The organism is Herbidospora solisilvae, from assembly GCF_009901565.1.
Taxonomy (GTDB): domain Bacteria; phylum Actinomycetota; class Actinomycetes; order Streptosporangiales; family Streptosporangiaceae; genus Herbidospora; species Herbidospora solisilvae.
The window spans coordinates 185,373-203,725 of the sequence record NZ_WXEW01000006.1; the positions used below are offsets into that span (position 1 = coordinate 185,373).

Annotated in this window: 23 protein-coding genes; 8 read left to right on the forward strand and 15 right to left on the reverse strand. The window is 69.1% G+C overall.

Annotation, left to right across the window (positions count from 1 at the left end; all coding sequences use genetic code 11):
• The first annotated feature begins 5 nt into the window (after positions 1-5).
• From GT755_RS20920 to GT755_RS20945, 6 genes are all read left to right on the forward strand, one after another.
• Positions 6-752, forward strand: coding sequence for a hypothetical protein (locus GT755_RS20920; protein ID WP_161481362.1), 747 nt, complete (start codon positions 6-8; stop codon positions 750-752).
• A gap of 36 nt (positions 753-788) precedes the next feature.
• On the forward strand, positions 789-1,619 hold the full coding sequence (locus GT755_RS20925; protein ID WP_202610324.1) for an ABC transporter ATP-binding protein: 831 nt from the start codon (positions 789-791) through the stop codon (positions 1,617-1,619).
• Positions 1,616-2,413 (forward strand): ABC transporter permease, encoded by a 798-nt coding sequence (locus GT755_RS20930; RefSeq protein WP_161481363.1) that lies wholly within the window; start codon positions 1,616-1,618, stop codon positions 2,411-2,413. The genes GT755_RS20925 and GT755_RS20930 overlap by 4 nt, the downstream gene beginning before the upstream one ends.
• Before the next feature lie 8 nt (positions 2,414-2,421).
• Positions 2,422-3,618: a sensor histidine kinase gene (locus tag GT755_RS20935; protein WP_161481364.1), complete on the forward strand. Its 1,197-nt coding sequence runs from the start codon at positions 2,422-2,424 to the stop codon at positions 3,616-3,618.
• A complete protein-coding gene (locus tag GT755_RS20940) occupies positions 3,615-4,232 on the forward strand; it encodes a response regulator (protein WP_161481365.1) in 618 nt (205 codons plus the stop codon). The genes GT755_RS20935 and GT755_RS20940 overlap by 4 nt, the downstream gene beginning before the upstream one ends.
• Before the next feature lie 112 nt (positions 4,233-4,344).
• Positions 4,345-4,950: a TetR/AcrR family transcriptional regulator gene (locus GT755_RS20945; protein ID WP_285589151.1), complete on the forward strand. Its 606-nt coding sequence runs from the start codon at positions 4,345-4,347 to the stop codon at positions 4,948-4,950.
• A gap of 157 nt (positions 4,951-5,107) precedes the next feature.
• Here the strand turns inward: GT755_RS20945 and GT755_RS20950 are convergent, their stop codons facing one another.
• From GT755_RS20950 to GT755_RS20965, 4 genes are read right to left on the reverse strand one after another with little or no spacing between them, the layout of a single operon-like run.
• Positions 5,108-5,701, reverse strand: coding sequence for a response regulator transcription factor (locus GT755_RS20950; RefSeq protein ID WP_161481366.1), 594 nt, complete (start codon positions 5,699-5,701; stop codon positions 5,108-5,110).
• The gene (locus GT755_RS20955; RefSeq protein WP_161481367.1) at positions 5,698-6,882 is read right to left on the reverse strand and encodes a sensor histidine kinase; all 1,185 of its coding nucleotides are present in this window, start codon (positions 6,880-6,882) and stop codon (positions 5,698-5,700) included. Before GT755_RS20955 ends, GT755_RS20950 begins: the two co-directional genes overlap by 4 nt.
• A 22-nt stretch (positions 6,883-6,904) precedes the next feature.
• Complete coding sequence (locus GT755_RS20960) at positions 6,905-8,014, reverse strand: ABC transporter permease (protein ID WP_161481368.1); 1,110 nt, start codon at positions 8,012-8,014, stop codon at positions 6,905-6,907.
• Complete coding sequence (locus GT755_RS20965) at positions 8,011-8,889, reverse strand: ABC transporter ATP-binding protein (protein WP_161481369.1); 879 nt, start codon at positions 8,887-8,889, stop codon at positions 8,011-8,013. Before GT755_RS20965 ends, GT755_RS20960 begins: the two co-directional genes overlap by 4 nt.
• A 112-nt stretch (positions 8,890-9,001) precedes the next feature.
• Between GT755_RS20965 and GT755_RS20970 the strand changes: the two genes are divergently transcribed.
• A complete protein-coding gene (locus tag GT755_RS20970; protein ID WP_161481370.1) occupies positions 9,002-9,592 on the forward strand; it encodes a cob(I)yrinic acid a,c-diamide adenosyltransferase in 591 nt (196 codons plus the stop codon).
• Between the two features lies 1 nt (position 9,593).
• Positions 9,594-10,277, forward strand: a complete 684-nt coding sequence (locus GT755_RS20975) for a hypothetical protein (protein WP_161481371.1) — start codon at positions 9,594-9,596, stop codon at positions 10,275-10,277.
• On the opposite strand, the gene GT755_RS20980 is transcribed toward GT755_RS20975, so the two are convergent.
• From GT755_RS20980 to GT755_RS21030, 11 genes are all read right to left on the reverse strand, one after another.
• A complete protein-coding gene (locus GT755_RS20980) occupies positions 10,242-10,619 on the reverse strand; it encodes a DUF2550 family protein (RefSeq protein WP_161481372.1) in 378 nt (125 codons plus the stop codon). The two genes, GT755_RS20975 and GT755_RS20980, sit on opposite strands and share 36 nt — an antisense overlap.
• Before the next feature lie 21 nt (positions 10,620-10,640).
• Complete coding sequence (locus GT755_RS20985) at positions 10,641-11,042, reverse strand: F0F1 ATP synthase subunit epsilon (RefSeq protein ID WP_030450992.1); 402 nt, start codon at positions 11,040-11,042, stop codon at positions 10,641-10,643.
• 54 nt (positions 11,043-11,096) lie between these two features.
• Complete coding sequence (gene atpD / locus GT755_RS20990) at positions 11,097-12,536, reverse strand: F0F1 ATP synthase subunit beta (protein ID WP_062344258.1); 1,440 nt, start codon at positions 12,534-12,536, stop codon at positions 11,097-11,099.
• 1 nt (position 12,537) lies between these two features.
• Positions 12,538-13,440 carry a F0F1 ATP synthase subunit gamma gene (locus GT755_RS20995; protein WP_161481373.1) on the reverse strand — a complete coding sequence of 301 codons (903 nt, stop codon included), beginning with the start codon at positions 13,438-13,440 and terminating at the stop codon, positions 12,538-12,540.
• Positions 13,441-13,443: 3 nt separating this feature from the next.
• Positions 13,444-15,093, reverse strand: a complete 1,650-nt coding sequence (gene atpA / locus GT755_RS21000) for a F0F1 ATP synthase subunit alpha (protein WP_161481374.1) — start codon at positions 15,091-15,093, stop codon at positions 13,444-13,446.
• A 22-nt stretch (positions 15,094-15,115) separates the two neighbouring features.
• Positions 15,116-15,919 carry a F0F1 ATP synthase subunit delta gene (locus tag GT755_RS21005; protein ID WP_161481375.1) on the reverse strand — a complete coding sequence of 268 codons (804 nt, stop codon included), beginning with the start codon at positions 15,917-15,919 and terminating at the stop codon, positions 15,116-15,118.
• The gene (locus GT755_RS21010; RefSeq protein ID WP_030450997.1) at positions 15,919-16,467 is read right to left on the reverse strand and encodes a F0F1 ATP synthase subunit B; all 549 of its coding nucleotides are present in this window, start codon (positions 16,465-16,467) and stop codon (positions 15,919-15,921) included. The genes GT755_RS21005 and GT755_RS21010 overlap by 1 nt, the downstream gene beginning before the upstream one ends.
• A 32-nt stretch (positions 16,468-16,499) precedes the next feature.
• Entirely contained in the window at positions 16,500-16,724 is a 225-nt protein-coding gene (gene atpE / locus GT755_RS21015) for an ATP synthase F0 subunit C (RefSeq protein ID WP_030450998.1), read from the reverse strand.
• Positions 16,725-16,793: 69 nt separating this feature from the next.
• The gene (gene atpB, locus GT755_RS21020) at positions 16,794-17,588 is read right to left on the reverse strand and encodes a F0F1 ATP synthase subunit A (protein ID WP_161481376.1); all 795 of its coding nucleotides are present in this window, start codon (positions 17,586-17,588) and stop codon (positions 16,794-16,796) included.
• Positions 17,589-17,649: 61 nt separating this feature from the next.
• Complete coding sequence (locus tag GT755_RS21025) at positions 17,650-17,865, reverse strand: hypothetical protein (RefSeq protein ID WP_051759411.1); 216 nt, start codon at positions 17,863-17,865, stop codon at positions 17,650-17,652.
• 51 nt (positions 17,866-17,916) lie between these two features.
• Positions 17,917-18,336 (reverse strand): hypothetical protein, encoded by a 420-nt coding sequence (locus GT755_RS21030; RefSeq protein ID WP_161481377.1) that lies wholly within the window; start codon positions 18,334-18,336, stop codon positions 17,917-17,919.
• Positions 18,337-18,353 lie beyond the last annotated feature (17 nt).

Below are 18,353 nucleotides of genomic sequence, written 5' to 3' on the forward strand. Positions count from 1 at the left end.
GGGGAATGATCAGACGACTGGCCCCGCTGCTCGCCCTGACGATCGCCGCCTGCGGCACCGCGACCCCGGGCGCGGGCGGCGAGGTGCGGGTCGAGGCGCCCGACTATCCGGTCACCACGCTCGTGGTGCACGGCACGGCCGCCCCCGACAAGCCGACCAAGGCCGAGTTACAGGACCTCACCCGCTCGGCCGAGCAGTCGGGCGAGAAGCTGGAGACCCTGCTCCGCAAATACCGGGGATACACCACCTTCCAGGCCCTGGTTTCCCAATTGGCCACCGACCAGCCGGAGCTGTACGTCAGCGCGGGCTACGTCGATGACGGCCCGGCCGACGTGTGGCTGCGGCTGACGCGTGAGCCCGACCGTCCCCTCCTCGACCGGATCCGGGCCACGCCCTACGACGTGGAGGTCCAATACGGAACCCCGCTCGGCTCCGCCGCCCTCGTGAAGATCAAGGAAAGGATGTTCGGCGTCGTCGGCGACTTCCCGGGGATCCGAGGCGGCAGCGCCGGGGTCGATCCACGGGACGACTCGATCAGGATCCGCTACGCGATCGAAGAGGGCGCGACCGTCGACGAGGCCGAGCTGAGAGACGCCGCCCTCCAAGCGGGCGGCGGCGCGGGGAACATCCCCGTGGACGTGGTCTTCGTCAACGATCCGGCCTCCGTCCGGGAGCCGCTGGGAGGATCGAGGCCCGACCGGACGACCCCCGCCGTCCTCCGTTCGGACGACAACCCGGTCGGCCGGTCGTAGGTCCCGTGGATCACGGGTTTTCGCGACATTTGATCCATGACGACAGCGATCCACGTTCGCGGCCTGACCAAGCGTTACGGTGAGGTCCAGGCCGTCGGGGGCCTGGACCTCGACATACACACCGGCGAGGTGTTCGCCATCCTCGGCCCCAACGGCGCCGGGAAGTCCACCACGGTGGAGATCCTCGAGGGCTACCGCAAGCGCGACGGCGGCGAGGTCTCCGTGCTCGGCGTCGATCCGGGCCACGCGACGAGCGCGTGGCGGGCCAGGGTCGGCATCGTGCTGCAGACCGCCAACGACGCCGCCGAGCTCACCGTCCGTGAGACGGTCCGCCACTTCGCCCGCTACTACCCGCACAGCAAGGACCCCGACGAGGTCATCGCCAAGGTCGGGCTGAGCGAGAAGGCCGGGGCCCGCATCCGCCAGCTCTCCGGCGGCCAGCGCCGGAGGGTCGACGTCGCCCTGGGCATCGTCGGGCGTCCCGAACTGGTCTTCCTCGACGAGCCCACGACCGGCTTCGACCCGGAGGCCCGCCGGCAGTTCTGGGACCTGATCAGGTCGCTGGCCGCCGAGGGCACCACGATCGTGCTGACCACCCACTACCTCGACGAGGCCGAGGCGCTCGCCGACCGGGTCGCGGTCATCGCGAAGGGCCGCATCGTCGCCGAGGGCACCCCTCACACGCTGGGCGGGCGGGCCACCGCCAGCGCCCGGGTCACGTGGGCCGACGGCTACGCCGAGACCGACACCCCCACCGCGCTGGTGCGCACCCTCGCCGAGAAGTACGACGGCGAGATCCCCGGCCTGCAGATCGTGCGGCCCTCACTCGAAGACGTCTACCTGGACCTGATCGGGGGCACGGAATGACCGCCACACTGAACATCGGCCTGGCCCGCGCGTCGCTGGAGACCAAGCTCTTCTTCCGCCAGCGCGACGCCGTCATCTTCACCTTCTCCTTCCCGATCATCCTGCTGGTCCTGTTCGGGTCGATCTTCGAGGGCGACCTGGAGGGCACCGGCATCACGGTCGCCCAGCTCTACTCGGCCGGCCTGATCGGCGCGGGCGTGATGGGCGTGGCGTTCCAGAACCTCGCGATCGGCATCGCCATCGACCGCGACGACGGCACGCTGAAGCGCCTGGCGGGCACGCCGATGCCGCGCGCGGCCTACTTCGTCGGGAAGCTGGTCAGCTCGCTGGTGCTCGCGGTGATCGAGGTGGCGCTGCTGCTGGCGGTCGCGGTGCTCCTGTTCGACCTCGAACTTCCCACCGACCCCGCCCGGTGGGCGACACTGGCCTGGGTGCTCACGCTCGGCCTGGCCGGCGCGGCCCTCCTGGGGATCGCGGTGAGCAGCCTGCCGCGCAACGCCAAGAGCGCCGCCGCGGTGGTCTCCATGCCCTACGTGCTGCTCCAGTTCATCTCCGGTGTCTACATCCCCTTCACGGAGCTTCCCTCATGGCTGAACGACGTCGCGGCGATCTTCCCGCTGAAGTGGATGTGCCAGGGTCTGCGGTCGGTGTTCCTGGGCGACGCGGGGGCGGCGCTGGAACTGACGGGGTCCTACGAGCTGCCGAAGGTGGCGCTGGTGCTGGGGCTCTGGCTGGTGGGCGGGCTGGTGCTCTGCCTGGCGACGTTCCGGTGGACCAACCGCGGCGAAGGCTGAGGTCCTTCATGGGCAGGCGGCCCGAGGTGCGGGCCGCCTTCCCCGAGGAGACCAACGCCTGGGAGTCCTTCCGCGGCTGGGAGATCCTGTTCGGCCTGGCCTGGACGACGGCCCTCCTCTTCGTCGTGTACGAGGAGGAGGCCTCCCCCGTGGAACGGGCCGTCACCATCGGCCTCATGCTCAGCTGCGCGGCCGCCTACCTGCTCATGGGCCGCAAGCTGATCATCGGCGACGAGGAGGACAGCCCCCGGGCGATCCTCTACATCGCCCTGCTCTGCCTGGCGTTCATCCCGGCGACGCTGATCGTGCCGAACGCGTCGTTCGGTCTGTTCACGTTGTGCCCGCAGGTGTTCATGCTGCTCAGCGGCCGGCTGGCCGCCGCGGCGGTGGTGCTGCTCAACATGTCCCCGGCCTTGTGGTTCATCCGGCAGACCGACCTGGCCGTCCCCGACCTGGTCAGGTTCACCGGCACCACCCTGATCGCGATGACCTTCTCGCTGGTGTTCGGGCCGTGGATAACACGGATCATCCGCCAGAGCGCCGAGCGGGCCGACCTGATCCGGCAGCTGGAGGCGAGCAGGGCCGAGGTCGAACGGTTGTCGATCGAGAAGGGCGCGCTGACCGAGCGCGAACGGCTCGCCGGGGAGATCCACGACACGATCGCCCAGGGGTTCACCAGCATCATCATGCTCATCCAGGCCGCGCAGGCCGGTCGCGACCCGGCGCGGCATCTGGGTCTGGCCGTGCAGACGGCCCGGGAGAACCTGGCTGAGGCCCGCGCGCTGGTCGCGGCGCTCAGCCCGGCGCCGCTCGACGGCTCCACCCTCGACGACGCGCTGCGGCGGCTCTCGCTGCGGTTGTCGGAGGAGATCGGCGTGGAGGTGACGCACGCGGTCGAGGGCGAGTCGCGCAAGCTGCCGCCGAGCAGCGAGGTCGTGCTGATCAGGACGACCCAGGAGGCGCTGGCCAACATCCGCAAGCACGCCGGGGCGTCCTCGGTCCGGGTCGTGGTGGGATATGGCCGTAATGACGTCACTTTGACCGTCGCGGACGACGGCGTCGGCTTCGATCCGGCCGCCTCCAACGGGTTCGGGCTGCGCGGCATGCGCGCCCGGATCGAACAGCAGGGCGGGCGCCTGGACGTCGTCAGCGCGCCCGGAGAAGGGGCGTCGCTGAACGTGACGCTGCCGATGGGAGAGAGATGATCCGGCTCATGATCGTCGACGATCACCCCGTGGTCCGCGAGGGCCTGCGCGGGATGATCGACGGCCATGAAGGCATCACCGTGGTCGGCGAGGCCGGCTCGGGCGACGAGGCCGTCGTCCGGGCCCGCGACCTCACGCCCGACGTGGTGCTGATGGACCTGCGCATGCCCGGCGGCGACGGCGTGGGCGCGACCAGCCGGATCCTCGTGGGGCAGCCGGGCGTCCGGGTGATCGTGCTGACCACGTACGAGACCGATCAGGACATCGTGCGGGCCGTCGAGGCGGGCGCGGCCGGTTACCTGTTGAAGGACACCTCGCGCGCCGATCTGCTGGGCGCGATCAAGGCCGCCGCGCGGGGCGAGACGGTGCTCTCCCCCAGCGTGGCGACCAGGCTGGTGACGCGAATGAGAGCGCCCGTAATCGAGTCGCTGTCACCCCGGGAGACCGAGGTACTGTCTTTGGTGGCGCGCGGACTGACCAACGCCGAGATCGGGCGGGAGTTGTTCATCAGCGAGACCACCGTGAAGACCCACCTGCTGCGGGTGTTCGGCAAGCTGGGCGTCTCCGACCGCACCGCCGCCGTCACCACCGCGCTCAACCGGGGTCTGCTTTAGTGGCGTCCGATAACCAACTTGCATAAAAGAAGCTAATTTCCCGATACTTCCGTTAAAAAGATCTTGCGTCCATAATGGTGCCTTCTGGGGGGCCGGACGGCGAGGTGAAACGGTGACGGGACGAGAATATCGGGGGATGTCGGCGGCCGAACGGGTCGCCGACCGCCGGGAGCGGCTCATCAACGCCGCTTACGGCCTGTTCGCCAATCCCGGCTTCCACGCGACGACGATCGAGCGGCTCTGCTCGACCGCCCACATCTCCAACCGGGCGTTCTACGAGTGCTTCTCCGGCCGCGAGGAGCTGATGCGGGCCGTCTACGAACGCTGCGTCGACGACACCCTGAACGCGGTGGGCGCCGCCATCGAGAACGCCCCGCCCACCCTGGAAGGCCGCATCGTCGCCGGCATCACCGAGTACGTGCGCTACGTGACGCTCGACGTGCGCCGCGCCCGCATCATGCACTTAGAGGTGCGCCGCGCGGGCGACGTGCTGTCGGGGTCGCGGCAGAAGGCGGTCGCCGGGTTCACCCACATGATCGAGAGCTCGCTCAAGGGGCTCCAGGAAGAGCTGCCCGCCGAGCTCCACCTGCTGGCGCTGGCCTTGATAGGGGCGCTCACGGAGCTGCTCATCGAATGGGTCCTGTCGGACGACCGGCCGGAGAAGGACCTGCTGGTCGCCACCGCCGTCCACGTGTTCCGGCGGTCGTTCCAGGCCTGACCGCGCATCCGCGGTCCCTGGCCCACCTGTAGTAGGGAGCGGGCCAGGGACCGCAATATGTGAACACCGGGACCGGCGCCCCGGAGCGGGCGAAACGAGATCACGTTCCGTAGTCACACCATGACACAGAAAGCCGCCACGGGCCCGGAACGACCCGTCAGATCCAGCCCATGTCCTGAGCCGTCCGGATCGCCCCGATCCGGTTGACCGCGCCCAGCTTGGCGATCGCGTTGGACAGGTAGTTGCGCACCGTGCCCTCGCTGAGGTGCAGCGACGCGGCGATCTCGCTCACCGACGCGCCCGAGGCGGCCAGCGCGAGCGCGTCGCGTTCGCGCTCGGTCAGCGGCGACTCCCCGGCCATCATCGCCGAGGCGGCCATCTCGGGATCGAGGTAACGGCCGCCGGCGTGCACCTTCCGGATCGCGGCGGCCAGTTCCTCGGCGGAGGCGTCCTTGGGGACGAAGCCGCGCACCCCCGCGGCCAGCGCGCGCCGCAGGTAGCCGGGGCGGCCGAAGCTGGTGAGGATCAGCATCGCCTGGCCGGGCATCGACTCGGCGACGGTCAGGCCGTCCATGCCGGGCATCTCGACGTCGAGCACGAGCACGTCGGGCCGGTGCTCGGCCACGGCGGGCCCCACGAGGTCGCCCCTGCCGACCTGGACCACGACGGTGATGTCGGGCTCCAGGTCGAGCAGGGTGGCGATGGCCTGCCTGATGAGCTGCTGATCGTCGGCCAGCAGGACTCTGATCACGGCCGGCCCGCCAGCGCGGGTTCCTTCGCCGTCGGCGCGACCGCCCGCAGGACGAAACCGCCCTTCCTGTCGGGCTCGGCCGTCAGCTTCCCGCCGACGGCGCCGAGCCGTTCGGCCAGCCCGGCCAGGCCGCTGCCCTCGCCGTTCTTGACGGCGTCCTTCTGCACGCCGTTGTTGCGCACCTCCAGGATCGTCTCCTCCGGCGTGAGCCGCAGGGTGATCTCGCAGGTGGTGGCGGTGCTGTGGCGGAGCACGTTGGTGACGGCCTCGCGGACCACCCAGGCGAACACCGGGGCGGTCTCGCCGGGGGCGTCGCGGTAGGGCAGCTTGAGGTCGCAGGTGATGCCGGCCGCCTCCAGCACCCCCCGCACGCTGGCCAGTTCGGCGGCCAGGTCGAGCTGGCGATACCCCTTGACGGCCTCGCGCAGCTCGCGCAGGGCGGTGCGGGCCAGGCCGCGCACCTCGGCCATCTCGGCGCTCGCCGGGCTGTCGCCGCCGAGCCGGACGGCCAGTTCGCTCTTGACCGCGATGGCCGAGAGCTGGTGCCCGACCAGGTCGTGGAGGTCACGGGCGAACCGCAGGCGCTCCTCGGCGACCGCCAGGCGGGCCTGCGCCTCGCGGCCCTCGTGGGCCTCCTCGGCGATGTGCCAGATCCACACCCACAGGCGGTTGGCCCAGGGCAGCGTCCCGCACATGAGGGCGGTGTAGAGGAAGGAGCCGACGACGATCCCGGCCCGGGTGGCCGGGTCGGTCTCGGCCGTGAACTCGATCATCCGATAGGCGTTGAGCGGCCACATCACCACCAGGGTGGTGACCGCCATGATCCAGGCGGTGCGGGCCCGCACCCCGACCGAGGCGACCGACAACCAGGCGAAGGAGACGAACGACCACGAGGTCGGGGCGCCGGTGCCGAGGACCGCCACCACCACCGCGATGCCGGCGCCGGCCACCAGCTCACGCTGGGCGTAGCGCCGGTCGAGGATGGCTCTGGTGACGCGGAGGAACAGCACGCTGAACACGACGAGGAGGGCCACCGAGGGGCCGAGCCGCCACCACTCGACCGGCCCGGCCTCCTGCTCCGCGAGCAGGCCGATGCCGAGGACGAACCAGACCAGCCCAAGAGTCGTGTTGAGCGTCCAGTAGACGACTCGCCGGACTCTTTTGATCGCTTTGTCCATCATGGCCTGCCCCATCTTAGGTGGGTCACTTCGTGCGGAGAACCTCGGAGACCTTCAACCGCCTGCCGGTACGCAGCACCGCGCGCTCATAGATGCGCCCGCCCACCATCAGCACCGCCGCGACCGCGACGACCATGAGGGCGCCCGACAGCAGGATCGCCCAGAGGGCCACGTCCGAGGCGGCCATCCGCACGGGCATGACCATCGAGGAGAACGGCGGCACGAACGAGAGGATCTCCGACACCGGGTGCCCGGGGTTGGCCGAGGCGAAGAACGACACCCCGTACGAGATCAGGAAGAGCAGCATCATCGGCTGCAGCACGTTGCCGACCTCCTCCTGCCGCGACACCAGGGACGCGAGCGACCCGGCGAGGACGGCGAAGAAGGCGTAACCGAGAATCCACCAGACCACGGCGTTGACCACGATGCCGGCCATCCCGGGCGGGAAGTCGGCGGCGAACCCCGAGAGGAACGCGCCGACGAGCCCGGCCGCCACCACCGCCACGAGGTTGATGAACCCGACGACGCCGAGCCCGAGGATCTTGCCGCCGAGCAGTTGCCACGGCCTGATCGAGATGAGCAGGATCTCGACGATCCGGCTGCCCTTCTCCTCCACCACGCCCATGGCGACGGTCATGACCGCACTTATGATCATGAAGAACAGCAGCAGCACGACCACGTTCGCGATGCCCTGCCGGGCCGCCTCATAGCGGGTGTCGGCCCCGACCGACTGGACCTGAAGCGGCGTCACGGTCACCCCGGCCGCGCCGATCTGCGCCTCCCGGTTCGCGCTCTGCAGCAGCAGCCCGAGCTCGTCGTCGATCTCGCCGTTGGTCAGCACCCGCGTACCGTCGACGAGCGCGACGTCGACGTCGCCGTCAAGGACCGCCGTCGTGGCGGCCCGCTCGTCGGGATAGGTCTTCCACGTGATCTTCGCCTCGGGGGCGAGCGCCTGGACGGCCAGTTCCTGACCGCCAACCCGGCCGAGGTTGTACTCGTCGGGCCCGCCGAACAGCTTGGGCGCGAACGCGATGCCACCGACCAGCAGCGCCGAGACGATCAGGCCGATGACGAACGCCCGCGTTCTGACCTGGGTGCGGATCTCCCGCCCGGCCACCATCAACAGACCGTTCACGCCACTGCCTCCCTGAAGATCTCGACCAGCGTGGGCCGCTCGACGCCGAAGAACTCGACGTGGCCCGCTTCGACGGCCCTCCGCAGGACCGCCTGGTCGTCACCCCCGACGACCGTCAGCACGTCGCGGTCGCCGTCCTTGCTCAGCTCACCCGGCAGGCCGTCGGCCCAGCCCGGCTTGGGCTCGCGGACGACCACCCGCAGCCGCCGCCCCTCGGCGTCGCGCAGCTCGTCGACCGTCCCGCTCGCCACCATGCTCCCGGCCGAGACGATCCCGACGGCGTCGCAGAGCCGCTCGACCAGTTCGAGCTGGTGGCTGGAGAAGATGACCGGCACGCCCCCGCGCGCCCGCTCGTGCAGCACCTCGGCCAGCACGTCGACCGCGATCGGGTCGAGCCCCGAGAACGGCTCGTCGAGGATGAGCAGCTCCGGGTCGTGGATGAGGGCGACGGCGAGCTGCACCCGCTGCTGGTTGCCGAGCGAGAGCGACTCGACGGTGTCGTTGACCCGCTCGGTCAGCCCGAGCCGCCCGATGAGCGCGTCCCGCGCCTTGCCGACCGCCCCCGCGTCGAGCCCGTGCAGCCGCCCGAAGTAGTCGATCTGCTCCCCGACCCGCATCTTCTGGTAGAGCCCGCGCTCCTCCGGCATGTAGCCGAAGGTCCGCCGCTCGGCGAAGGTCAGCGGACGCCCGTTCCAGATCACCTCGCCCTCGTCGGCCTGGAGGACGCCCATGACGATGCGCATCGTCGTCGTCTTGCCGGCCCCGTTGGCGCCCACGAAGCCGAACATCTGCCCGGCGGGGACCGCGAAGCTCACCCCGTCGAGGGCCACCTTCCCGGCCCCGAACACCTTGCGCAAACCCCTGATCTCCAACATGGCACCATCCTGGCTTTACCCGCCGATGACGCGTAGACGTGGATATCAGCGGCTTGCCGGGGATTCCGCAGCCGATCGGGATGACATTTGCCACATGGCTACGCTTGGCCGCATGACGCCTGACCACAACGACCAGCCGGTCGTGCTGTCGAAGATCTACACGAAGACCGGCGACGACGGCACGACCGCCCTCGGCGACATGTCCCGCACCGCGAAGACCGACCCCCGCCTGGCGGCCTACGCGGACGTGGAGGAGGCCAACGCGGCCATCGGCGTCGCCCTGGCCATGGGCAACCCGCCGGAGGAGATCGGGGCGGTGCTGCTGCGCGTCCAGAACGAGATGTTCGACGTGGGGGCCGACCTGTGCACCCCGGTCGTGCCCGACGCCGAGTTCCCCCCGCTGCGGGTCGAGGCCTCCTATGTGGAGTGGCTGGAGTCGCAGTGCGACGAGTTCAACGCCCGGCTGAAGCCGCTGCGGTCGTTCATCCTGCCGGGCGGTTCACCGGGAACCGCGCTGCTGCACGTGGCCCGCACGGCCGTCCGGCGGGCCGAACGCTCGACGTGGGCGGCGCTCGCGGCCCACGACGACATGAACCCGCTGACGGCGACGTATCTGAACCGGCTGAGCGACCTGCTGTTCATCCTGTGCCGGGTGTCGTCGGACGGCAACGAGATCCTGTGGAAGCCGGGCGGCACCCGCTGACATGCTGCCCAGGAACCGGATCGGCAACTTACTCGCCACCGGGATCGCCTCGGGTGCGGCGGCCTGGGGCGCGGTCGGCGCCTGGACCGCCCTCACGGTCGGTAACTACCCGTGGAACCAGTGGATCCCGTTCGCCAACGGCGTGAGCAAGGGCGTCGTCCTCGGCCTGCTCGCCGGCGGCGCCGCCGCGGTCGCGGCGGCCACGGGCGCGAGAACCTGGATCGTCTTTTTGACCGCGTTCGCGGGCGGCGTCTGGCACGGCACCTACAACGACGTCCAGGGCTCACCGGCGCCGATCATCTACTACGTGCCCGCGATGCCTGCCGACGAGTGGTTCGGCACGACGATGCTGGTCCACTGGGCGACCAAAGAGGTCCCGCCGGCCGTGGTGTGCGCGGCGGCGATCACCCTGCTGGCGGCGCGCGGCCACCGCCGGGCCCAGTCCATCGGCGCGGGCTCGGCCCTCGTGCTCACGGCCATCGCGCTCTTCCTCATCCCCGTGATCGCCGCGGACCTGGCACCGACGGTCCAGGGCAACGGCCAGCACGTCAACCAGGGCGCCTATGCCCATCTCCGGTGCTGGTTCATCGCGCTGCCTGTCCTGGTGGCGGGGGCACGCAGGCTGGCGGTGGCCTTCGCGACCTGGAACCTAGACGGCGTCGAGGTGGGCGCTCGGCGGGGCTGACTCCAGCCAGGCCAGGAAGCCCGTCAGCGCGTCTTCGCTCATCGCCAGGCTGATCGCGCCGGCTTCGACCGTCCAGTAACCCTCCGGGCCCTCGCCCGCCTCAAGAGGGCGGCGGCGGGAAACGACGAGGCCGCGCCTCGCAATCGCGTGGCGCGGCCTCAGACGGATTCCGGCGAAAGGCACCCAGTGGAGCTCTCCTCCGGCGTAGCGGGCTACTCCGCTCTGCCATTTCCGGGAGCCGGTTCGTACACAACAGACGACCGTCCCCCGGCGCGAGGCCAGGGCGACGACACGAACGCAGAACAGGGCAGCGAGCAGAGCCAACCCTATGAGTAGCTCCACCGCTGCCCCTCCTTCTGAAACTCAGACCTCTTCGCCGGCCGCCCGGAGGCGGGCCGCGTTGCGCTTGGCCTCCAGCTGGGCGTCCGCGTCGTCCTGGCTGGACTCGATCGCGGCCTGGGCCCGCTGGAGAGCGTCCTTCGCCGCCGCCACGTCGACCTCGGAACCGAGCTCGGCCGCTTCGGCGAGGACGGACACTTCGTTGGCGGCGACCGAGATGAAGCCTCCGTGCACGGCCGCGACCAGGTCGGCGTTGCCGTCACGCTTCACGCGAAGCACGCCACCCTCGACGAGGACGCCGATAACGGGCGCGTGATTCGGCATAATACCGATCTCGCCCTCGACGGTCTTGGCAATCACCATGTCGGCTTCGCCAGACCAGATCTCACGCTCCGGTGAGACCACGCCCACCTGCAGCTTTGCCATCTCTTCCCTCCAAGAACACCGGCGCGGCCCGGAGGCCGCGCCGGCGCCGCATGATTAGCGGGTCAGTTCCTTCGCCTTGGCGATGGCCTGCTCGATGCCGCCGACCATGAAGAACGCCTGCTCGGGCAGGTGGTCGTACTCACCCGCGCACAGGCCCTTGAAGGAGGCGATGGTCTCGTCCAGCGGGACGAACTCGCCGGGCTGACCGGTGAACGCCTCGGCGGCGTACATCGGGTGGGACAGGAAACGCTCGATGCGGCGGGCCCGCTGAACGGTGACCTTGTCCTCTTCGGAGAGCTCGTCGATGCCCAGGATGGCGATGATGTCCTGCAGTTCCTTGTACTTCTGCAGGATCCGCTTGGTCTCCTGGGCCACCGCGTAGTGCTCCTCGCCGACCACGGTCGGGTCGAGGATGCGGGAGGTGGAGTCGAGCGGGTCGACCGCCGGGTAGATGCCCTTCTCGGAGATCGGACGGGACAGAACCGTCTGAGCGTCGAGGTGGGCGAACGCGTTGTGCGGGGCCGGGTCGGTGATGTCGTCGGCGGGCACGTAGATCGCCTGCATCGAGGTGATCGAGTGACCACGCGTCGAGGTGATGCGCTCCTGGAGCACACCCATCTCGTCGGCCAGCGTCGGCTGGTAACCCACGGCGGAGGGCATGCGGCCGAGCAGCGTGGAGACCTCGGAACCGGCCTGAGTGAAGCGGAAGATGTTGTCGATGAAGAGCAGCACGTCCTGCTTCTGCACGTCGCGGAAGTACTCCGCCATCGTCAGGGCCGACAGCGCCACGCGCAGACGGGTGCCCGGGGGCTCGTCCATCTGGCCGAAGACGAGGGCGGTGTCCTTGAGAACGCCGGCCTCCTCCATTTCGAGCCAGAGGTCGTTGCCCTCACGGGTGCGCTCGCCGACGCCCGCGAAGCACGAGGTGCCCGAGAACTTCAGCGCGACTCGACGGATCATCTCCTGGATCAGAACCGTCTTGCCGACGCCCGCGCCGCCGAACAGACCGATCTTCCCACCCTTCACGTAGGGGGTGAGGAGGTCGATGACCTTGATGCCGGTGGGCAGCATCTCGGTGCGCGACTCGAGCTGGTCGAAGGCGGGAGAGGGGCGGTGGATGCCCCACTTCTCGCTGACCTTGAGGGAGGCCGTCGGCACGTCGAGCGACTCGCCGAGGGCGTTCCACACGTGGCCCTTGACGACGTCGCCGACCGGCACCGAGATCGGCGCGCCGGAGTCGGACACCGCCGCGCCGCGGACCAGGCCGTCGGTGGGCTGCATGGAGATGGCCCGGACCAGGTTGTCGCCCAGGTGCTGGGCGACCTCCAGGGTCAGGGTCTTGGACTGCGACTCGCCCTCGACCTCGAGGGTTACGTCGACGTTCAGGGCGTTGTAGATGTCCGGCATCGCCTCGACGGGGAACTCCACGTCGACGACGGGACCGGTGACACGGGCGACACGGCCCACGCCGGTCTCAACAGTCTGTGCGGTCATTTCACTCTTTCCCCGCGGCGGCGTCGGCCAGCGCGTTGGCGCCACCGACGATCTCGCTGATTTCCTGGGTGATCTCCGCCTGGCGAACCTGGTTCATCTGCTGGGTGAAGACCCGGATGAGCTCGTTGGCGTTGTCGGTCGCGGACTTCATCGCGCGGCGCCGGCTGGCCTCTTCGGAGGCGGCCGACTGCAGCAGCGCGGAGAAGATGCGCGATTCCACGTAGCGCGGCAGCAGCGAGTCGAGCACGGCACCGGCCGAGGGCTCGAACTCGAAGTAGGGCAGCGGGCCGTCCTTGGGCGCCTCGGTCGTCTCGACGACCTCCAGCGGCAGGATGCGGTTCACCACCACGTTCTGCGTCAGCATCGAGACGAACTCGGTCGAGACGATGTGGATCTCGTCGATCCCGTCTTCGGCCTTGAACGACTCGATCAGCGCGTCGGCGATCTCCTTGGCGTCGCTGTACGACGGACGACGGGAGAAGCCCACCCACTGACCGCCCATCTCGCGATGGCGGAAGGCGTGCCAGCCCACGCCCTTGCGTCCGGAGACGAAGGGCGTGACCTGGATGCCGCGTGACTCCAGCAGGCCGCGCAGGGCCTCGGCCTCGCGCAGCAGGTTGGCGTTGAAGCCGCCGCAGAAGCCGCTGTCACTGGTGATGATCAGCACACCGGCGCGGGCCGGGTTCTCCTTGGCCACCGTGAGCGGGTGGTCGACGGAGGAGGTGTTGCTGACGACGCCGGTGACGGCGCGGGTGATCTCCCGCTCGTAGGGCACGGCCGCCTGCATGCGCTGCTGCGCCTTGACGATGCGCGACGAGGCGATGAGCTCCTGCGCGCGGGTGATCTTCGCCGTGGACTTGACCGACTTGATCCGCCGCCGCAGCAGTCTGAGCTGGGCGCCCATCGGCTACTTCACCTCAGGCTTCCGGACGTGCTTGACGATCTTCTCCTGGCCGACCTCGTCGGCGCCGAGCGGGGCCACCGGCTCGTCCTTGACCAGCAGGTCGCCGGAGGAGGTGGTGAAGCCCTTCTTGAACTCGGTGATCGAGTCCTTCAGCACGGTGACGGTGTCGTCGGTGAGCTCACCGCTCTCGCGGATGCCGTCGAAGACGCCCTTCTGGGTGCTGCCGACGTAGTCGAGGAACTCCGACTCGAAGCGGCGGATGTCCTCGAGGGGAACCTCGTCGAGCTCACCGGAGGTGCCCGCCCACACCGAGACGACCTGCTTCTCGGCCGGGAACGGGGAGAACTGCGGCTGCTTGAGCAGCTCGACGAGGCGGGCGCCGCGCTCCAACTGGGCGCGGGAGGCCGCGTCGAGGTCGGACGCGAAGGCGGCGAACGCCTCCAGGTCGCGGTACTGCGACAGGGACAGACGGAGCGTGCCGGCCACCTTGCGCATCGCCTTGATCTGCGCCGAGCCGCCGACTCGGGAGACCGAGACACCGACGTTGATCGCCGGGCGGACGCCGGCGTTGAACAGGTCGGTCTCCAGGAAGCACTGGCCGTCGGTGATGGAGATGACGTTGGTCGGGATGAACGCCGAGACGTCGTTGCCCTTGGTCTCGATGATCGGCAGACCGGTCATCGAGCCGCCGCCCATGTCGGCCGAGAGCTTGGCGCAGCGCTCGAGCAGACGCGAGTGCAAGTAGAAGACGTCACCGGGGAACGCCTCACGGCCCGGCGGACGACGCAGCAGCAGCGACACGGCGCGGTAGGCGTCGGCCTGCTTGGTCAGGTCGTCGAAGATGATGAGGACGTGCTTGCCCTGGTACATCCAGTGCTGGCCGATGGCCGAACCGGTGTAGGGGGCGAGGTACTTGAAGCCCGCGGCGTCGGACGCCGGAGCGGCCACGATGGTGGTGTACTCCATCGCGCCGGCCTCTTCGAGGCGGCCCTTCACCTGGGCGATCGTCGAGCCCTTCTGGCCGACGGCGACGTAGACGCAGCGGACCTGCTTCTCGGGGTCGCCGGAGAGCCAGTTCTCCTTCTGGTTGAGGATCGTGTCGACCGCGATGGCCGTCTTGCCCGTGCCGCGGTCACCGATGATCAGCTGGCGCTGGCCACGGCCGATCGGCGTCATGGCGTCGATCGCCTTGAGGCCGGTCTGCAGCGGCTGCTTCACCGGCTGCCGCTGAACCACGGACGGCGCCTGGGTCTCGAGGGCACGACGGCCCTCGGCCTCGATCGCGCCCTTGCCGTCGAGGGGGTTGCCCAGCGGGTCGACGACGCGGCCCATGAACCCGTCGCCCACCGGGACCGAGAGGACCTGGCCGGTGCGGCGCACCGACTGGCCTTCCTCGATCTTGCTGAAGTCGCCCAGAATAACGACACCGATCTCCCGGACGTCCAGGTTCAGTGCCAGGCCACGCGTGCCGTCCTCGAACTCGAGCAGCTCGTTCGCCATCGTCGAGGGAAGGCCGGAGACATGGGCGATACCGTCGCCACAGTCGACGACGGTCCCGATCTCCTCACGTGCCGCGCCTTCCGGCTCGTACGCCTGGACGAAGCGCTCAAGCGCGTCCCGGATCTCGTCCGGCCGGATCGTCAGCTCCGCCATCTCTTCCTGTCTCCCTATTCGCCTAGCCGGCCAACCGGCGGCGGACTTCTTCAATACGTGCGGCGATGGTGGTGTCGATGATCTCGTCCCCGATCTTGATCGAGAACCCACCGAGCACCTTCGGGTCCACCTCGACATTCAGGTGGACGTCACGGCCGTAGGTGGCCCGCAGCCAGTTCGCCAGCCGCTGCTTCTGCGCGTCGGACAGCAGCACCGCGCTGGTGACGACCGCCACCAGTCGCTGCCGCTGGAGGGCGACGAGGCGGCCGAACTCCTCCAGGCCTCGTTCCAGGCTACGTCCGCGCGGGTGTGCGGCGACCTGGGAGACGAGACGCAGGGTGGTCGGCGCGACCTTGGCCCCGAGCAGGTCGGCGAGGAGCGACTCCTTGCCGGTCGCGGCCGGGTCGGCCAGCGCGCGGCGCAGGTCGGGGTTGGCGGCGAGGATGCGGCCGAACCGGAACAGTTCGTCTTCGACGTCGTCGAGACGGCCGGCCCCTTCGGCCTCGCTCGCGGCGGCGATCACGCCGAGCCGCTCCACGGCGTCGGCGAGGTCACCGGAGCGCGACCACTTGGCCTCGACCGCGGCCACCGTCGTCTCCATCGCCGCCGCCGAGACCTTGCCCTCGAGCAGGGCGCGGATGGTCTGCGCCTTCTGCTCGGCCGGACGCGACGGGTCGGAGAGCGAACGGCGCAGACCGGGCTCCCGGTCGAAGAGCGAGGCGACCGCGAAGAGCTCGTCGGCCAGCGTGCCCAGGTCGGCCGACCCGGCCACGCTGTTGAAACGCTCCTCGACGTCGACCAGAGAGGTCCTGCTCAGGCCCTGCATCAGCGGACCGCCGTCGTCCCGGAGCCCTCGAGCTCCTCGAGGAACCGGTCGACGACGCGACGCTGGCGGGCCTCGTCCTCCAGCGACTCGCCGACGATGCGGCCGGCGAGGTCGGTCGACAGGCGGCCGATCTCGGAACGCAGCTGCGCGAGCGCCTGCGCCTTGTCGGCCTCGATCTGGGCGTGGGCGGCCTCGACGATGCGCCGGGCCTCGGCCTGGGCCTCCTCGCGGAGTTCGGCCTTGATCTGCGCGCCCTGCTCACGAGCCTCCTCGCGGAGGCGGGCAGCCTCCTGGCGGGCCTCGGCGAGCTGGTCGCGGTACTGCTGGAGTGTTGCCTGAGCCTCGGCCTGGGCGTTCTCCGCCTTTTGCAGACCGCCTTCGATGGCCTCGGTGCGCTCGGCCAGCGTCTTCTGAATGCGCGGGGTGAGGATCTTACCGACGACGATGAAGACGAGCAGGAACGCGAGACCACCGATGACCAGCTCGTAGTCGTGCGGGATAAGCGGATTGTTCGCCTCCGCCGCCAGCACCTTAGCTGCCAGAGTCATGGGCGCAGCCTTCCGTCAGATGGGTTAACGCGTCAGCCGTAGATGAACGGCGCGACGAGACCGATGAGGGCGAGAGCCTCGGTCAGAACGAAGCCGAGCAGCATGTTCTGACGGATGAGGCCGTACGCCTCGGGCTGGCGGGCGATGGCCTGCACGCCCTGGCCGAAGATGATGCCCACGCCGACGCCGGGGCCGATCGCCGCGAGGCCGTAACCGATCGCGCCGATGTTGCCGGAGACTTCAGCGAGAACGCTCATTGCGGTTTCCTTTACTGGTCGGCCGGTGAGCTGTCTTGCTCACCGGTCTGGTCACGTCAGTGGGATGGTTCAGTGGTCCGCGTGCAGCGAGCCGCCGATGTACATCGCGGCCAGCATCGTGAAGAGGAACGCCTGCAGGAACTGGATGAAGATCTCGAAGCCGGTCATGATCGTCGTCATGACCACGCCCACCAGCCCGAGCGGCGCACCAAGCGGGGTGAGCTGCTCGAAGAGGAAGTGGAAGCCGACGCTCGCGAAGAAGGCCAGGATGAGGTGGCCGGCGAACATGTTCGCGAACAGTCGGACCGCGTGGGTGAACGGCGCGAGAACGAGGTTCGAAATGAGCTCCAGCGGCGCCATCAGCACGTACACGGGCTTCGGCAGGCCGGGCGGGAACATCATGTTCTTGAAGTAGCCGAGACCGCCCTGGTGCTTGATGCCCAGGTAGATCTTGATCACGTAGACGGTGACCGCGAAGATGATCGGGTAGGCGATGTGGGAGTTCACCGGGATCTGCAGCACCGGGATCACACCGAAGAAGTTCCACAGCAGGATCAGCAGGAACAGCGAGAGCAGCAGCGGCATCCAGCGTTCGGCGTCCTTGCCCAGGAACGGGCGGGCGCACTGGTCGCGCACGAACGTGTAGCCGTATTCACCGATGTTCTGGATGCCGCGCGGCACCAGCTTCGGCTTGGCGAAAGCGGTCCAGGCGAGCACGCAGATGATCAGGGCACCGATGACCGCCAGGATGACGGGCTTGGTGAGCCAGACGGGCGCCCCGGAGTAAAGCGGGGGGAAATCGAAGATCTCCGGCCCGGGAGCCTGGAATTCTCCGTCAGCGGCGAGGAGCGTCAGCGTAGTCACGCGGCGTTCCCTTCAACGTCGTGGACCATCATTGGAAGAATCAGAGCTTGTGCGGGCGCGTTCAGCGGCCGTGCTTGAGGTAGACGAGCCAGCAGGCCAGCCCTACCCCGATAACCACACCTATGGGGATGAACGCGTGCACGCCCGTCCAATGGCTCAGCAACCAGCCGAGGCCACCCCAAAGCAGCATTCCCGACAGCAGATAGCTGGGTACTGACCAGGCGGCGTCGGCGAAGTCGCGGCCGTCGTCCTCGGGCCTGCGCTGCTTCTCGCTCATCGCGGGCACGACGATAGCAGGCACCGCAAGGACTAGTCATATCGGACCCCATCAGTTCCCCTGACCGGGAACTTTGGAGTCCGGTTCGACGTACAGGAGCTTCAGCTTCATGAAGCCGCGCATCTCGCCGAACGTCCACACCACGGTGAGGACGATCACACTCCAAGCGAATGCCTTGGGGTCGAAGACGGTGGTCGTCTCGAATGCCCTGAGTGTGATCATGATAGCGATCACCTTGACGAGATAGCTCAAAACGGCCGAGGCGAACATGGCCATCGGCGAGATGCGGCCCGCCCAGGTGACCACGATGAGCCCGACGGTGAAGAAGGCGGCCACCAGGCCCAGCGCGATGACGGCGCCGAGCGCGCCCGTGAATCCGGCGAAGATCGCCGACACGATGGCCGCGATCACCCCCACCGCCACCGTTGGCACGGCGGCGCCCTTCAGAACGCGCACGTCGTTGGCCTGCATGGACGACTCCAGAACAT

Coding starts and splice junctions, on each gene's coding strand:
- GT755_RS20920 (WP_161481362.1), top strand. CDS start 6: ATGATCAGACGACTGGCCCCGCTGCTCGCCCTGACGATCGCCGCCTGC.
- GT755_RS20925 (WP_202610324.1), top strand. CDS start 789: ATGACGACAGCGATCCACGTTCGCGGCCTGACCAAGCGTTACGGTGAG.
- GT755_RS20930 (WP_161481363.1), top strand. CDS start 1,616: ATGACCGCCACACTGAACATCGGCCTGGCCCGCGCGTCGCTGGAGACC.
- GT755_RS20935 (WP_161481364.1), top strand. CDS start 2,422: ATGGGCAGGCGGCCCGAGGTGCGGGCCGCCTTCCCCGAGGAGACCAAC.
- GT755_RS20940 (WP_161481365.1), top strand. CDS start 3,615: ATGATCCGGCTCATGATCGTCGACGATCACCCCGTGGTCCGCGAGGGC.
- GT755_RS20955 (WP_161481367.1), bottom strand. CDS start 6,882: ATGATGGACAAAGCGATCAAAAGAGTCCGGCGAGTCGTCTACTGGACG.
- GT755_RS20965 (WP_161481369.1), bottom strand. CDS start 8,889: ATGTTGGAGATCAGGGGTTTGCGCAAGGTGTTCGGGGCCGGGAAGGTG.
- GT755_RS20970 (WP_161481370.1), top strand. CDS start 9,002: ATGACGCCTGACCACAACGACCAGCCGGTCGTGCTGTCGAAGATCTAC.
- GT755_RS20975 (WP_161481371.1), top strand. CDS start 9,594: ATGCTGCCCAGGAACCGGATCGGCAACTTACTCGCCACCGGGATCGCC.
- GT755_RS20985 (WP_030450992.1), bottom strand. CDS start 11,042: ATGGCAAAGCTGCAGGTGGGCGTGGTCTCACCGGAGCGTGAGATCTGG.
- atpD (WP_062344258.1), bottom strand. CDS start 12,536: ATGACCGCACAGACTGTTGAGACCGGCGTGGGCCGTGTCGCCCGTGTC.
- GT755_RS20995 (WP_161481373.1), bottom strand. CDS start 13,440: ATGGGCGCCCAGCTCAGACTGCTGCGGCGGCGGATCAAGTCGGTCAAG.
- atpA (WP_161481374.1), bottom strand. CDS start 15,093: ATGGCGGAGCTGACGATCCGGCCGGACGAGATCCGGGACGCGCTTGAG.
- GT755_RS21005 (WP_161481375.1), bottom strand. CDS start 15,919: ATGCAGGGCCTGAGCAGGACCTCTCTGGTCGACGTCGAGGAGCGTTTC.
- GT755_RS21010 (WP_030450997.1), bottom strand. CDS start 16,467: ATGACTCTGGCAGCTAAGGTGCTGGCGGCGGAGGCGAACAATCCGCTT.
- atpE (WP_030450998.1), bottom strand. CDS start 16,724: ATGAGCGTTCTCGCTGAAGTCTCCGGCAACATCGGCGCGATCGGTTAC.
- GT755_RS21025 (WP_051759411.1), bottom strand. CDS start 17,865: ATGAGCGAGAAGCAGCGCAGGCCCGAGGACGACGGCCGCGACTTCGCC.
- GT755_RS21030 (WP_161481377.1), bottom strand. CDS start 18,336: ATGCAGGCCAACGACGTGCGCGTTCTGAAGGGCGCCGCCGTGCCAACG.